Raw genomic sequence first — 15,357 nt, 5'->3', positions numbered from 1 at the left:
TCTATGTAAAGAATAGCCACAATTCCGCGCGAATAAACCTTAAATTGCGGTCAATATCGTCGCGTGGTCAGGATCTGTGTCGTAAAGACCCACCTCACGTCCCGGCTTGAGCCCAATGCTTTCCAGACGCTGTCCGACGCTCATTCTCGCCAGCTCTTTCATATTATTGTCCTTGCTGAGATGCGCGAGATAAATCTTTTTCGTCCGGTCTCCGAACATCTCAGTCAGTGCAAGACCGGATTCATCATTTGAGATATGTCCGGTATCGCCTAAAATACGTCTCTTGACGCTCCACGGGTAGCGCCCCATCATTAACATTTCCGTGTCGTGATTCGCTTCCATAATATACGCATCCGAGTTCTTAATTAATCCTTTAATATGTGTGGAAACATAGCCGAGATCAGTCAAAATCGTCAATTGTTTCTCATGGTCATGCACAACATAAAACATCGGATCCGCCGCATCATGTGAAACAGAAAATGATTCAATGGCTAAACCACCGAAATCCTGCGTTGTGTTTGGCGCAAATTCAAATTTTTGTTCCGTAGGAATTTCCCCAATACCTGAAGACATTGCCTGCCATGTTTTTCGATTCGCGTAAACAGGTGTATGGAATCGGCGCGCGAAGACGCCAAGACCTTTAATATGGTCACTATGTTCATGTGTGACTAAAATTCCGTCAATATCTTCCGGACAGCGCCCAATTTGTCCAAGCAGCTCAATCATTTTCTTACCGCTCAGCCCGCAATCGATCAGTAATCGTTGCTGCTCTGTCTCAATATAAAGCGAGTTCCCCGTACTACCGCTCGCCAGTACACTAAAGTTAAACGTCATTTCTCCCCCTCCCAAGGGTGGCCAACAACCCATTCTTTCTTATTAATTGATGGATTGAACATTGCCAGTTACCGCATTAACAAAGTAATCGTTCGTTCTGCTGTCGATACGCGCGACAATATGCCAAGCCGGTACAAAAATCAAAGGCTCCGCGCTCTCAACACCGACCGTATTCAGGTAACACAGTTCAACGGCCTTGATGTGCAACATGCTGTAGCCAACCAGATCCGTCCGATCCGCCAAGTAGTTAATCGCTTGTTCCGCGTTAATGAGATCGACTTTATTGTGTTTGTTCGAGCTCAATTTTAAATAGCTTTGTCGGAAACCCGTTACCTGGTTTTTCTGAACAATGAAATCAAGCATCTGCACTTTATTTCGAGTGCTGACATATACCGGTCGATTTTGGTAGGTTTGAGCGAACTTTATCGTTTCTTTGCCTTGATCAAGTCGCCAAAACTTATACTCATGTCCTTGATAAACCATGTTAAGCAAGGATTTTTGTACATCCTCATTCTTAACATCACCAAGCACCATAGGATTCACAAACATCCCGGTCAATTGCCGTCCGTTTTCTTCTAAATTAACTTTCTGTTTTTTCGCGTCATTCTTGCCGCTGGCTAGCTGAACAAGCGCGTTTTTTTGATAATTAAAATCAATCCGCGTCCCTCGGAGGAATGTGATGTTCTGAGGAAGTGTAGGCGTTACCGTCTCCATTTTGTAATTGTGCGTAACAGACCCTCCGTCCGGAACAGGTTCAACATTTTCATCCTGCTGCCTCATATACATCTCAAAAACGAGAAAAACATCGAGAAGAAGAAAACAAATAATAAAAATTGATTTTGTTCTGCTCCAATTCATGACGGATCCTCCTTCCCATTGCTTAGTCGAGAAGGCGATATTTTTTCAGTCGCGGAATACCAGCGACCATTGACTTTAAAAAACCAGTCAGGCGTTGCAACAATGGATTGATCGGAGTTTGAGGCAGGGTTTTTCAATTCATACCCTATGGACAGATCTTCTATTGCATTCACGTCCACATGTGCATCACTCAGACGATCAAGTATTTCCTTGCCTGAGTCAAGCACCATACTCCCCTGACTGTCCACCGGATTCAAATCAAGCAGTGTTCCCTTATAATTGCTTAATTCACCGCTTTTCCAGGTGAGTTCAATCATACTTAGATACCAGTTGGGATAAACCTCCGTATTGAACACCATATAATTTCCCAAAGTCATACGGAAAGTGACTGTTCCATCACCACGATAGTTTTTCAATGAAGTCCCTTGATAGATATAGTCATCTGTCCATAGTTTATAAGTGTTCATCCAATCAAAACTACCGATGATTGGATCCTGTCTCTCCTCCACAGTGCTTGTAATACCCGGATTTACAAATTGGACAATATTATTCGTGCGCTCCATCTGCCGTTCACTATCGGTATATTGTGTCTTTCCTTTTGTAGGGAATACATTATCGGGATCAGTCGTAAAAAGAATCGGAATGAATTCTTCCAGCGAGAGCTGCTCATAATAACTCACTTCGGAATGCATCTTCGTTTTCTCTTGTGGCAGATAGACCACCTTGCCTTTTAAAGTCTGACGATCATAAGGCTTAAGATTCACATTGGCATATACATTTTTCAAATTATTAATATTCAAATGATCAACTGTCGTAAAAAGCTTGCTTTTTTCATTTGGCGAATAGAAAACTGCCGTTATACTGCCATTTGTCGAGCGAAAGACCTCAACTCGGTCAATAAGTATGTGGTTCTCACTTAATGACTTGCCGCCGGTGTCAAACTGAAATACCTTGCTCAACGCGCCGAACGTGAGCGGACCTGGAAATACGAGTTTATAAAGAGCGTTATCCCCACTGTCCATTCCGGAGCTATAGTTCGTCTGCACACTAAAAACAGACTCCCGAAGCAGTGTGTACGCCTTTTGTATCTGGGTACGGCTGATTTGGCCAAAGTCACCATTTTTGTTATGTTCCAGCATTAGATTAGGACGAATGACTTCAGGAGTCTTACGCGCTTGGGCAATTGCTACCTTTTTAGTGGAATTTGGATTATAATTCTTAAAATCCGATTTATAGAATAGTATGTTGAAGGTCATGGCGACACTTGCGAATACGAGCGCACCAAGCAATAAGGATTTGAATACTTCACGATGCATCTCAATGATCCCTTCTGTCCAGCGGAAGTACAAAATGAATGGCCGTTCCTCTGTTCCAGTCACTCTCCGCCCAGATTTCTCCGCCCTGCGCTTCAATCATTTCCTTCGCAATGGCGAGTCCCAGTCCAGTGCCGCCCAATTTACGCGAACGCGCGCGGTCAACACGATAGAATCGATTAAAAACTTTAGACAAGTTTTCTTTTGGAATACCGACACCCTGATCGCTGATCATTGTCCGGACATTTCTACCTCGTCGTGTAATTTTGAAGGTAATGGTGCCTCCTTCCGGTGAATATTTAATCGCATTGGATATAATATTATCAATTACCTGAGTCAGCTTATCACGATCAATTTGGACATAAAAGGATCCCTTCTGAAAGTTGCGGACAAAATCAATATTTTGCTTCTTGGACATTTCAAAACGATCAATGATACTTTGACAGAAAGAGATATAGTCAGTCCGCTCAAGATGTATTTTATAATCCCTGGAGTCCAATCGAGACAACTGCAGCAAGTCGTTTACCAACCGGATCATACGCTCCGTTTCGCGCTGAGTAACACCAAGAAATTTCGTTGCGAGCGCTGCGTCTTCAACCGCACCGTCTTGTAATGCTTCCAGATAACTCTTCATTGTGGTCAGCGGCGTGCGGAGTTCATGCGAGACATTGGCAACAAATTCCCGACGTTCCATGTCCACCTGCTCCTGCTCCGTCACATCGTGTATGACTGCGATTAAGCCATTCGCAAGACCGTTGTCCTTCTTAACAACTGAAAAGTTTGCCCTGAGAAGGATCGTTTCATCGTCCGTACTGAAATCGAGTACGATCGAATCATTCAAATCATAGAGATCCATGATCTTGTGTTCTTTACGAATCTTCAGCAAATCCAAGATCGAGTTTCCCGTTACATCATGACGATAGACGTTAAGAAGCTGTTCGGCCCGGTTATTCATTAAAATAACATTTCCCTTACGATCTGTTGCGATGACACCGTCGGTCATGTAGGTCAGCACCGACTTCAATTTGCGGCGTTCCGATTCAGTCGTCGCGTTGGCCTCGCGGAGCTTCATGGTCATATTGTTAAATGACGTAGCAAGCTGTCCAATTTCATCCGGTTCGCTCATTTTCACCTTCCGTGTAAAATTCCCCTGTGATACGGCAAGCACCTGCCGCTGCATTTGCACCAATGGCCGCGTGATTGTCCGTGCAAGGAAGAAGCCGAGAACTGCGGTAACCAATAGTGCGAAAGCCGTCGCAGAGGCCAGTACTTGATTGATCTGCTGCAACTGGCTATAGACACTTTCAAAACTCTTCTCCACATAGAGCGTGCCATAATGTTGACTGTCTACTCTTATCGGTGTCGTAACAGCATCCACGCGTTCACCGTTTTTTTGATCGGTAAACCGATCTGTATTGGTTACGTTGGATGATAAATTCTGAATGATTAGCCGGTTGGTCGTTCGCTTTCCAACAACGTTCTCATGTTTCTCATCTGCGGCAATAATGACCATATTGGGATCTATCACTTGAATTTCTCTAATATTGCTGTCGAGTTCAATCAGCTGGTTCTGAATCTTGTTCGTCACATGATCAGGATCATCCACATTCGTTTCCTTTGCCTCACGTATCGCTTCACCGACATTCCAAGAGATCAGCTGACTCTGGCTCTCAAGCGATTTTTCAAAACTGTCCAAGGTAATTGTTTTAACACGATCGGAGAAGTAGACGCCAATCAGCTGCATGGCAAGTAAAATGAGCAGCGTATAGATTAATACAATTTTAAATTGAATCGATTTAAAAAAACCGACTTTATTCATCACTAGTCTCCTGATTTGGTTCTTTCAAATAGTATCCGACACCGCGACGTGTAATAATCCATGCCGGACGGCTGGGATTATCTTCGATTTTCTCGCGCAGCCGGCGCACTGTTACGTCTACGGTTCGGACATCACCAAAATAATCATAACCCCAGACTGTCTGAAGCAGATTTTCCCGAGTCATAACCTGTCCGATATGATCGGCAAGATAGTGAAGCAGTTCGAATTCACGATGGGTGAGCTCGACCATCTTCCCGCGTTTGGTTACTACGTAGGCATCAAGATGAATAACCAAATCACCGATTTCAATGCTGTTCTCTTGTTTTTTCTCTTCCTCGGTGCCTTCCTGCCTGTGCCGCCTCAGGTTCGCTTTCACTCGGGCGATCAGTTCACGGTTGCTGAATGGTTTTGTGACGTAGTCGTCGGCGCCCATTTCAAGACCAAGTACTTTGTCAATTTCCGAGTCTTTTGCTGTCAGCATGATAATCGGCATGTTATGCGTTTTTCGAACTTCGCGGCACACTTCCATGCCATCTTTGACCGGAAGCATCACGTCAAGCAGAATCATATCAGGATTTTCCTGCTCTACCTTTTCAAGGGCTTCTTCGCCATCGTAGGCACATACAACCTCGTACCCTTCTTTTTCCAAATTAAACTGTAGTATATCCGCAATTGGCTGTTCATCATCGACAACTAGAATTTTACTTTCCAATTTGTGCAGCCTCCTTTGTAGTCCCTAGAATTTATTTCCCGTGCAATGTGTGCTTCTTTTACTGTACTCATCATTTATCTTGTAATCCGGATCGCAACCTGTTCCGCGATTTGTGTCTATGGCGTTTTATCATAGAATCTTCGCCACAACACTTGCTCGGACATTTCCTCTATAGTTTAACATAATCCCAATAATGATGTCATAAGGAAGAAAACAGGACGAAGCCCTTGAGCTAGATCAAGGGCTTCGTCCTGTTTAAGTATATTTTCTATTAAGAGCGACGATCGCTTATGTGCGGCGAAAACATGGCTCGAGGCGGAATCGAACCACCGACACGAGGATTTTCAGTCCTCTGCTCTACCGACTGAGCTACCGAGCCATAATAATAATGGCGGATCCGAGCGGATTTGAACCGCCGATCTCCTGCGTGACAGGCAGGCATGTTAACCCCTACACCACGGATCCATTTGGTTGCGGGGGCAGGATTTGAACCTACGACCTTCGGGTTATGAGCCCGACGAGCTACCAGACTGCTCCACCCCGCGATATTTCAATACAACATCATGTCTTTTTGCGGCACAAGAAATATTTTATCATGGTCAATTCATTAATGCAACCTTTTTTTGTAATTAACTTTTTCATACATCAAAATCGTAACTCATGCGGCCTATATCCATGAGCAAATGAGAAAAACTGGGAAAGCCCGGTCCTTGGCTGTCACTTTGAAAACGGCGTTGATCCATCAACCTTGAGCTAGAGCGACACTTCAGCTGCTCGCTTGCCGCGGGCAGTCCGGAAGCCTCCTCGAACAGACGATTATCTGCGGGGTCTCCCCTGGCCTGCACTCCCGCAGGCGCCCTCGCGCTTTCGTGTCTGGGTTTATTATCTGGGGGGCAGCATGCTCAAAATCACATACTTTCTTTACTTGTGAGAAAAACCGTGAAAGCCCGGTCCTTACTTCCGCACGATGCGCTGGCTTTCGCGTTGCATTCAGGACATACTTTCACAGGATGTGATGACTTTACCATTCTGAATCATCAACCTTGTGCGTGAACAGACATTTCTGTTTCATAAATCATTTTGATCCTTAATTAAGTAACGCGGCCGGAGTAAAATAAGCGGAGATTTTCCGGTTATATGCATCCCGGCGCTTGTTTCACAGGTAAATAAGGGTAATTTTTCCGGTTATGCACTGCACAACCCGGCATTTTCACGTTTTTTGATTCGATAGGCGGAATTTCTCCGTCTATTTAAGCAATTTTTTCAATCATTTTCTAATTAAGCGGAATTATTTTTCCGTTTATTTCTCAGATTGGGCGCTTACCTGATCGCCAGGCCCAACCGAATCTTATGACCTTATCGTCGTACCGGCAAGGCAAAACGCTATACTTTCTGCTCGTTTCCTTAAATGCTTTTTTACTTTCCTGCCAATGTAAAAAATACCGCAGCAATCGCCACGGCATTTTGTCTTTTATACGGTTGATAAGCAAAGCTTTCAAATCATTTAAAGTTAGGCAAACGGACTGCGTACTTCAATCGTTTGCGTCCGATCCGGACCGACAGAAAACAGTGACAGTGCCACTTCGGTCAGCTGCGCGATGCGTTCCATATAGTGACGCGCATTTTGCGGCAGTTCTGATAGTGATTTCGCTCCTGTAATGTCTTCAGTCCACCCCGGCATTTCTTCATAGACCGGTTCACATTCAGCAAGAACATTCAGGCTCGCAGGGAACTCTTCGATCAACTTGCCTTTATATTTATATGCTTTGCAAATCTTGACAGTTTCAAGACCTGTGAGCACATCAACACAGTTCAGAGAGAGGTCGGTCAACCCGCTGACACGACGCGAATGGCGGACAACGACACTGTCGAACCAGCCGACGCGGCGCGCGCGTCCTGTAACGGTTCCATATTCATGGCCGACTTCACGAATCTTGTCGCCAATTTCATTGGTCAATTCTGTTGGGAACGGACCATCGCCAACACGTGTAGTGTACGCTTTTGCACAGCCCACAACGTGATTGATCTTCGTTGGTCCAACACCCGCGCCAATTGTGACGCCGCCGGCTACCGGATTGGAAGAAGTAACAAATGGGTACGTTCCTTGATCAATATCCAGCATACAGCCTTGCGCGCCTTCAAACAGGACACGTTTGCCTGCATCAAGCGCATCATTCAATACAACAGAAGTATCGCATATGAGAGGTCTCAGGCGCTCTCCGTATTCAAGATATTCATCATATATATCATCAATATTGAAGCCCTCAGTATCATAAAACTTCTCAAGAAGTCGATTCTTCTCTTTCAGATTCTTCTCCAGCTTCTGACGGAAGGTCTCCGGTTCCAGAAGATCGGCCATCCGGATACCGACACGTGCCGCCTTATCCATATAAGCAGGACCGATGCCCTTTTGCGTTGTGCCGATCTTAGACGCACCCTTATTTTCTTCTTCAAGTTGATCCAACTTCAAGTGATAAGGGAGGATCACATGGGCGCGGTTGCTGATGCGCAGATTATCCGTGCTGACGCCGCTCTCCTTCATGTAGTCCAATTCTCTGCACAAGGACTTAGGGTTGACAACCATTCCGTTCCCAAGGACGCAGATCTTTTCTTTGTAAAGAATTCCTGATGGCATTAATCGTAATTTGTACGTCTTACCGTTCCAGACGATTGTATGCCCGGCATTATCTCCACCTTGATAACGCGACACTACTTCCGAGTTCTCCGAAAGGTAGTCGGTAATTTTTCCTTTTCCTTCATCGCCCCACTGTGCGCCAACAACAACAACAGAAGACATTCATTTAGCCCCCTACTTTTACAAAATAATATTTTAGTTCACTAAAGCCACTGTTTAGTCTAACAGGTAATCGTTTTAAAAGTCAATGAAGAAACGAACGTTCCGGAAAATATATTGTTTATCGTTCGGATTCAGAAAAAAGATCATGCACCTCTTGGCACATCGTCATCGCTATGCTTCCGATCGATATTGACGAATTTACTATATTCTTTGACAAAAGCCAGTTCGACGGTACCCACCGGACCGTTACGTTGTTTCGCAATGATAATCTCGATAATATTTTGTTTTTCACTTTCTTTGTTGTAATAATCATCACGATAAAGAAACGCTACAATATCGGCATCCTGTTCAATACTTCCCGACTCACGAATATCACTCATCATCGGCCGCTTATCCTGACGCGCTTCCACGCCACGAGACAGCTGCGAAAGTGCAATAACCGGCACGTCAAGCTCTCTAGCCATCGCTTTCAGTGTTCGCGAAATTTCTGATACTTCCTGCTGACGGTTCTCTTGTCTACCTCCGCCTCCTGAGCCCAAAATCAGCTGTAAATAGTCAATAATAACCATATCCAGCCCTTTTTCCTGCTTAAGTCTGCGGCATTTTGAACGGATATCATTGACACGGATACCCGGCGAATCATCAATATAGATGCCCGCGCGTGACAAACTTCCCATAGCCATAGTCAGCTTCTGCCAATCTTCATCCTCTAGGCTGCCGGTTCGCAGTTTCTGAGCATTAATATTCCCTTCCGCGCACAACATACGCATGGCCAGTTGTTTCGCACCCATTTCAAGGCTGAAAATGGCAACATTCGCTTCATTTTTGATGGCGACATTCTGCGCAATATTTAGAGCGAACGCCGTTTTACCCACGGAAGGACGTGCGGCAACAATAATGAGATCACTTTTCTGGAAACCCGCTGTCATTCGGTCAAGCTCGAGAAAACCCGTTGGCGTGCCGGTGACATCGTCATGACGGCTCTGCAGCATTTCGATGTTGTCGTAAGTCTCAATCAACACATCTTTAATTGACTGAAATTCACCGGTGCGCTTTCGTTCGGCGACCTCAAGAATTTTCCTCTCCGCTTCATCAAGAATGCCTTCAACACCCTCTTCACGAGTGTATCCATCCGAGACAATTTGTGTTGCCGTTCGGATCAAGCGCCTGAGGGTTGCTTTCTCCGCAACAATCGTGGAGTAGTATTCAATGTTTGCAGCAGTCGGCGCCGATCCGGCGAGCTCAGCCAAATAGGACACGCCGCCAATCTCTTCAAGACGCTTTGACGTTTGAAGCGCGTTCGTCACTGTAACCACATCGACCGGTTCATTTTTTTCTGAAAGGTCCAGCATAACAGTAAAAATTAACTGGTGACTTGTCCGATAAAAATCTTCGGGCACCAGCAATTCTGAAGCAGTAATTACCGTTGACGGTTCAAGAAAAATTGCGCCTAAAACCGCCTGCTCTGCCTCCATATTATGCGGTGGAACTCGGTCAGCGAATAAGTCACTCATGGCACGCCTCCTTCGTTTGAAACGTTAAAATCCGCCAAGTACATGCGCAAGGCGGATGAAACGCGCTTATTCTTCCGTGACATGAACCTTTACAGTTGCGAGGACATCCGAGTGAAGCTTCAGCGCTACATCTGTGTAGCCTAGAGTTCGGATGGGTTCCGGCAGATCTATTTTTCGCTTATCAATAGAAATATTAGCTTTCTTTAAGGCTGCGGCGATTTGTTTGCTGGTAATCGATCCAAACAATCGTCCTCCCTCGCCGGACTTTGCCTTCATGTCAATAGTCATTTTTTCAATTTTTTCTTTAAGTACTTCCGCTTCATGCCGCTCATTCGCTTCAAGCTCTTGCTTCTTTTTCTTCTGAGCTTCCAGCTGGCTCAAGCTGCTTTTATTTGCTTCAACCGCAAGTTTCTTGGGCAAGAGATAGTTACGTGCATAACCTTCTGATACATCTTTGATTTCGCCTAAACTTCCTTTACCTTTAACATCTTTTAAAAAGATCACTTTCATTAGGATAAACCTCCTTCAAGATACAGGTCGATGGCGCGTTTCACGCGTGCGGTCGCTTCGTCAATGGTCGTGTCTGCCATCTGCGTCGCCGCGTTATTCAAATGGCCACCGCCTCCAATACTCTCCATGATCACCTGTACATTCAAATCACCGAGTGAACGGGCACTTACGCCAATTAGTCCGTCTGTCCGTTTGCCGATGACAAACGAAGTTCGAATCCCCTCGAGCATTAACATTGTGTCAGCAGTCTGTGCAAGGAGTACTTGATCATAGATGTGATCGCTGTCGCCCACCGCCATTGCAACATTCTGCCTATACAAATGTGTCCTTCGAATTAATTCTGCCCGCTGATTAAACTGATCCAAATCATCACAGAGAAACTTCTGTACCAAAATTGTATCTGCGCCATGTGCGCGTAAATAAGATGCTGCGTCAAATGTTCGGAATCCAGTTCTGAGTGTGAAATTCTTGGTATCGACGGCAATCCCGCCAAGCATCGCCGTCGCCTCAATTAGGTCCAAAGGTCGTTCATTCGGCTGATATTCGAGCAGCTCTGTAACCAATTCGGCTGTCGAAGAGGCATACGGTTCCATATACACCAGAACCGGATCTTTAATAAATTCTTCAGCCCTGCGATGATGGTCAATGACAACAATACGATGGCTGCTTGCGAGCAATGGTGGATCAGCAACCATAGACGGACGATGTGTATCAACGACAACAACCAATGTCCTTCTCGTTATCTGATCGGCAGCCTGACCTTCGGTGATGAAGTTCGACCACAAGTTCTTCTGCTTCTTGAGTTCATCAATCAGCCTTGCGACCCCGGAAACATTACGTGTCTGATCCATGATGATTTTTGCGCTTCGTCCATTGGCATGAGCAATTTTCAAAATGCCGATACACGAGCCAATAGAATCCAAATCCGGTGCCTGATGTCCCATAACCATCACTTGATCACTTTCCAACATCAATTCAGACAATGCGTGTGAAATAACGCGCGCGCGTACCCTTGTCCTCTTTTCCACCGGATTCGATTTTCCTCCATAGAAACGGACATCTCCATCCGGACGTTTAATAACCGCCTGGTCTCCTCCTCGTCCCAGCCCCAAGTCCAACGCGGATTGAGCATAGCTTCCCAAATCTTCTAGTGAAGCTGTACCCGCACCAACGCCAACACTTAGGGTCAAAGGAATATGGCTGAGCGGAACCGTAATTTCCCGTACCTTATCAAGTATCGAGAAATGTTCTTCTTCTATAGAGTGAAGCAGACGTTCATTCAAGATGGCAAGAAAACGATCTGATGCTGTTCGGCGCAAATAAATACCGTGCTCAGACGCCCACGTCTTAATGATCGTCGTTGTTTCATTATTAATTGTGCTTCGCACCTGATCTTCGAGCCCTTGCGTCACTTCATCATAATTATCCAAAAAAATCAAGGCAAGCACTGTTTTTTCATTGTAATACTGTTTCTTTATTTCCAAGACATCCGTAATATCGGTAAAATACAGCAGGCGTTCCGGTCGCTTTAAGCGCACACGATATTGCCGTTCGTTCAATGCGACGATCATTGATTCCTTGTCTGAAGCAATCAGCTTGCTCAGCAGCTCCGAAACCTCATGCAGCGGGCGTCCGATGACCGTTTTTCGGCTCTCATCCGCGATTTGGTTGAGATAAGGATTGCACCATTCCACCCGTTCTGACTCATCATACAAAAGAATACCAATCGGCATATTAAGCAGCGCTTCATTACCGACTTTCTTAAGCCGATAGGATAGACCAGCCACATACTCAATCAATTCCTTGTCGAATTGTCTTTCGTTAACTAAGAACCACAAAACGGACAGGGCGAGAAGCACAAGTCCGGCAATGGACAGCAACCAATTTAAGAATGCTGTGAATACAAGAAAAAGAAGAAACAGCAGCCCGATCACTATGAGCAGATCACTGCGCCATCGATGTTTAAATTGGTTCGCCAAATCATTCAGCTCCCGCAACCGCATTTCTCCGCAATCATTCTGAGAGAAGATGGTTCATAAATTGAGTAAACACAACATTAGATATTCTTGTTGGCCTATGAATGTAGTAATTTTCAATGAATTAACTATTAGAAAACTTGGCTTCGCCAAGCCTCTGGCGGAGGCGAAGACTTAGTTGCGACGGCCATGGACGGCCTAGTGTCCGGTGAGCCGCAGGACGCGGCATTTTTTCGGACCGCTTACACTCGTTACCTTGAATCTTTAATTTTTTTATACTTTCTTATCAGTGTAAATACGGTCCCATTGTATATATTAGGACTTCTTCTGATCAATTTTCTTCCGAAGATTGAAACCTAGGTCAATTATACCTAATATACGTACCATTTGCAGTAACAAGAATCCGAAAACGCCTGCTAATAGCGTTAGCGAAATGGGCACAATCAATGGAAATCTCCGAATATGGGCGTAATAATAAATGAGACTAAACCCTTGAATTGCAAGCAATATTTGCAGGATAACATCAATATTGAGCATCGCCGTGTACAAAGGAGTGTCTTTCTCAATACCAAACCAACCGGCAAACAAGACAATTAAATAGATCCAGATAATACTTTTTGGCATTTGCCACATACGAAATGGAACCCAGCGCGGCACATCAACCTTAAATTTCCGTAAAACCGGCAAGCTAATTAAGGCAACAATTAGGGCATAGGAAACGGCGACTACGATTAAAATCACTGGTGCGAGATGAACAATACTGTCCATTTGCGTCTGATATTGCGTTGCCAATTCATCCGTATTCTGTTCCAATATCGGTGCCATTTGCTTCACAACCTGCTGAAACGAATCATTAAGTGCGGACTGTACGGCAGTAACCGGATTAAAGTGAAAAATCAAAACAGACATTGCTAGATAAACAATCAGCACTGAAATGTTGGTCAGACTCCCCACAAGCAGGAGTGCGAATGCAGATTTTTTCAAATAAACCGCATAGCCAAGTACAACACCCAAAGTCATAAAAAATATGGGTAACAATGAGTAGAGCGAATGGTCCACGATCACTAAAAACAGAGCACCGAGACCGAAGCCGCATAGAGCGTGCTTCCAGCCATCTTTGGCCGCGAGAAACATAAGCGGCAACGGAATAAACCACACGGAAATCAATGAAACATAAGGCATAAAAAAAGTTAAAGCAATTAGAAGATATAATGAAATCGTTGCAAGCGCTCCGCGTATCAGAGCGTTTCGATCAGTCATAATAACACCTCTTAAGCTTGGGCTTTGCAGGAGAATCCCGCATTTTCTTACGCTGGTAAGAAAGTGGTAAAAATAAAAAAAGTTAAGAAAACGAGTGTAAGCGGTCAGGCGAATAACGGATCTTCGACTAGCGGCGCTCACTTCCTATGAGCAACGCCGAAGCCCACCACATCCTGCGGCTCATCGGACCCTGACCATTATGGCCGCGACGGCTTGGCCTTTGCTAAAGCTTGGCGAAGCCACGTTTTCTAATATAAATTCACTGGATTAACACCTCAATGAACGGCAAGCAATTGGTCACAATCGAAATTTGCCTGCTTCCGCTTATGAACAAGCGGGCTGTTCGTCTTAATGAATAGGACGACTTTGAAACCCCATAATTTTCATTATAATACAAAAGCACTTTTTATTGAAAGAGGTGATCTTTTCCTTGCAATTTATAAGAGATATTCATATAATTAAAATGTTAACTTAAAAACAAAAGAAAGCGTTTTATCGTTAGTGGATGACTTGCATTTCCTTTTGATTACAGGCTTGTTTCCGTTTTCCTTACCAAAGCTATTGACTACTTTTATCAACGAGAGTTGGTATCCTTATGAATACTTTAACAGTGAAAATAGACTTTTTTAAAAAGGCGGTCCGCTTGCGGATTGCCTTTTCTGTTTCCCGACTTGCCTTGGGTAAACAATTTAAGGAGTGTGAATCATTATGACCTATGAAGGACCAAAAGCACTGCTTACCGCATGGGTCAGTCTGGTAAGCAACTTACTTTTAACTTTGATAAAAATCATCTTCGGATTGATTTTCCATAGTACTGCTCTTGTTGCCGATGGCGTGCATAACGGAGGCGACGTGATTGCTTCCATAGCCACAATTGGTTCAATGAAACTCTCCAACCACCCGGCCGACCGCGAACACCCTTACGGTCACGGAAAAGCGGAAGATATTTCAACCGCCTTTATTTCAATCGTCTTGATTGTTGCCGCTTTGTTTCTTTCATACGAGGCTGTCAAAGCGTTATTTGGACCCATATCTTCTGTCAGCTTGTGGGCATTCATCGCGGCTCTTGTCTCTGCTCTGTGGAAATGGCTCTTATACCTTTACACGAATAAAGCCGCTTATCGCTATCACAGCAAAAGTTTACATGCAACTGCCGCCGATCACCTTGCAGATATTTACGCGTCAATCGCTGCGGCTCTTGGTCTGGGCATCGGCTGGATCGGCAGTGTCCTTAATATCCCTTATACACACTTTGGAGACCCGGTCGCCGGCATCGTTGTATCCATTTTGATCTTGAGAATTGCCATTGTCATGATCATCAAAGCGACAAATGTGTTGATGGAAAGCAGTGTCGATGAGAACGCGCAGGAAAAATACAGCGAAGTCTTTCTTTCATTTCCCGAAGTGAAAAAAATTGATATACTACGTGCCCGTGAACACGGAAACGCAGTACTTATCGACGCGCAGATTCGTATTCCCGCCTCCTATACCATTCAAGAAGGCGATGACCTTACCGAGGCAATCCGAACAAAAATGCTTCGTATCTATCCGGATGTAGAGGAAGTACTGATTCACATCAACCCATGGTATGAAGGCAGAGAATTAGTTGAGCCGGATTCGGTGCCTCATCTGAAAAACAAATGACGAACATGTATTTTTCGTTTACACTATTAAGTAATCTTAATCAAAGTTCGAAATAGATTATAAAGAGAGTTTGCGTTCTCACCATTTTTGGTTGGGGCATTTTCTCATTAGTTATTGAGG

At 44.6% G+C, this 15,357-nt stretch carries 11 protein-coding genes and 3 tRNA genes; 1 reads left to right on the top strand and 13 read right to left on the bottom strand.

Features of this window, described 5'->3' with window-relative positions; all coding sequences use genetic code 11:
• Positions 1-39 precede the first annotated feature (39 nt).
• The 13 genes from BM003_RS05820 to BM003_RS05760 form a co-directional block, all read right to left on the bottom strand.
• Positions 40-834: an MBL fold metallo-hydrolase gene (locus BM003_RS05820; protein ID WP_093671054.1), complete on the bottom strand. Its 795-nt coding sequence runs from the start codon at positions 832-834 to the stop codon at positions 40-42.
• A gap of 42 nt (positions 835-876) precedes the next feature.
• Entirely contained in the window at positions 877-1,692 is an 816-nt protein-coding gene (locus tag BM003_RS05815; RefSeq protein ID WP_093671052.1) for a two-component system regulatory protein YycI, read from the bottom strand.
• On the bottom strand, positions 1,689-3,008 hold the full coding sequence (locus BM003_RS05810) for a YycH family regulatory protein (protein WP_093671050.1): 1,320 nt from the start codon (positions 3,006-3,008) through the stop codon (positions 1,689-1,691). The genes BM003_RS05815 and BM003_RS05810 overlap by 4 nt, the downstream gene beginning before the upstream one ends.
• A gap of 1 nt (position 3,009) precedes the next feature.
• On the bottom strand, positions 3,010-4,824 hold the full coding sequence (gene walK, locus BM003_RS05805) for a cell wall metabolism sensor histidine kinase WalK (protein WP_093671048.1): 1,815 nt from the start codon (positions 4,822-4,824) through the stop codon (positions 3,010-3,012).
• A complete protein-coding gene (yycF, locus tag BM003_RS05800) occupies positions 4,817-5,536 on the bottom strand; it encodes a response regulator YycF (protein ID WP_093671046.1) in 720 nt (239 codons plus the stop codon). Before yycF ends, walK begins: the two co-directional genes overlap by 8 nt.
• Before the next feature lie 306 nt (positions 5,537-5,842).
• Positions 5,843-5,915 (bottom strand) — tRNA-Phe (locus tag BM003_RS05795).
• A gap of 10 nt (positions 5,916-5,925) precedes the next feature.
• Positions 5,926-6,001 (bottom strand) — tRNA-Asp (locus BM003_RS05790).
• Between the two features lie 3 nt (positions 6,002-6,004).
• A tRNA-Met gene (locus BM003_RS05785) sits at positions 6,005-6,081 on the bottom strand.
• A gap of 965 nt (positions 6,082-7,046) precedes the next feature.
• Positions 7,047-8,333 (bottom strand): adenylosuccinate synthase, encoded by a 1,287-nt coding sequence (locus BM003_RS05780; protein ID WP_093671044.1) that lies wholly within the window; start codon positions 8,331-8,333, stop codon positions 7,047-7,049.
• Positions 8,334-8,476: 143 nt separating this feature from the next.
• The gene (gene dnaB, locus BM003_RS05775) at positions 8,477-9,847 is read right to left on the bottom strand and encodes a replicative DNA helicase (RefSeq protein WP_093671042.1); all 1,371 of its coding nucleotides are present in this window, start codon (positions 9,845-9,847) and stop codon (positions 8,477-8,479) included.
• Between the two features lie 66 nt (positions 9,848-9,913).
• A complete protein-coding gene (rplI, locus tag BM003_RS05770) occupies positions 9,914-10,357 on the bottom strand; it encodes a 50S ribosomal protein L9 (RefSeq protein WP_093671040.1) in 444 nt (147 codons plus the stop codon).
• Positions 10,357-12,336, bottom strand: coding sequence for a DHH family phosphoesterase (locus BM003_RS05765; protein WP_093671238.1), 1,980 nt, complete (start codon positions 12,334-12,336; stop codon positions 10,357-10,359). Before BM003_RS05765 ends, rplI begins: the two co-directional genes overlap by 1 nt.
• 312 nt (positions 12,337-12,648) lie before the next feature.
• Positions 12,649-13,593 (bottom strand): YybS family protein, encoded by a 945-nt coding sequence (locus tag BM003_RS05760; RefSeq protein WP_093671038.1) that lies wholly within the window; start codon positions 13,591-13,593, stop codon positions 12,649-12,651.
• Positions 13,594-14,301: 708 nt separating this feature from the next.
• Between BM003_RS05760 and BM003_RS05755 the strand changes: the two genes are divergently transcribed.
• Entirely contained in the window at positions 14,302-15,237 is a 936-nt protein-coding gene (locus BM003_RS05755) for a cation diffusion facilitator family transporter (protein ID WP_093671036.1), read from the top strand.
• Positions 15,238-15,357 lie beyond the last annotated feature (120 nt).

Source organism: Sporolactobacillus nakayamae, assembly GCF_900113325.1.
Taxonomy (GTDB): Bacteria; Bacillota; Bacilli; order Bacillales; family Sporolactobacillaceae; genus Sporolactobacillus; species Sporolactobacillus nakayamae.
This window is presented reverse-complemented; position numbering and strand designations above follow the sequence as displayed.

What these genes read in the sequence shown, in the direction of transcription:
- BM003_RS05760 (WP_093671038.1), bottom strand. Translation starts at nt 13,593, where the DNA reads ATGACTGATCGAAACGCTCTGATACGCGGAGCGCTTGCAACGATTTCA.
- BM003_RS05820 (WP_093671054.1), bottom strand. Translation starts at nt 834, where the DNA reads ATGACGTTTAACTTTAGTGTACTGGCGAGCGGTAGTACGGGGAACTCG.
- rplI (WP_093671040.1), bottom strand. Translation starts at nt 10,357, where the DNA reads ATGAAAGTGATCTTTTTAAAAGATGTTAAAGGTAAAGGAAGTTTAGGC.
- dnaB (WP_093671042.1), bottom strand. Translation starts at nt 9,847, where the DNA reads ATGAGTGACTTATTCGCTGACCGAGTTCCACCGCATAATATGGAGGCA.
- BM003_RS05810 (WP_093671050.1), bottom strand. Translation starts at nt 3,008, where the DNA reads ATGCATCGTGAAGTATTCAAATCCTTATTGCTTGGTGCGCTCGTATTC.
- BM003_RS05780 (WP_093671044.1), bottom strand. Translation starts at nt 8,333, where the DNA reads ATGTCTTCTGTTGTTGTTGTTGGCGCACAGTGGGGCGATGAAGGAAAA.
- walK (WP_093671048.1), bottom strand. Translation starts at nt 4,824, where the DNA reads ATGAATAAAGTCGGTTTTTTTAAATCGATTCAATTTAAAATTGTATTA.
- BM003_RS05755 (WP_093671036.1), top strand. Translation starts at nt 14,302, where the DNA reads ATGACCTATGAAGGACCAAAAGCACTGCTTACCGCATGGGTCAGTCTG.
- BM003_RS05815 (WP_093671052.1), bottom strand. Translation starts at nt 1,692, where the DNA reads ATGAATTGGAGCAGAACAAAATCAATTTTTATTATTTGTTTTCTTCTT.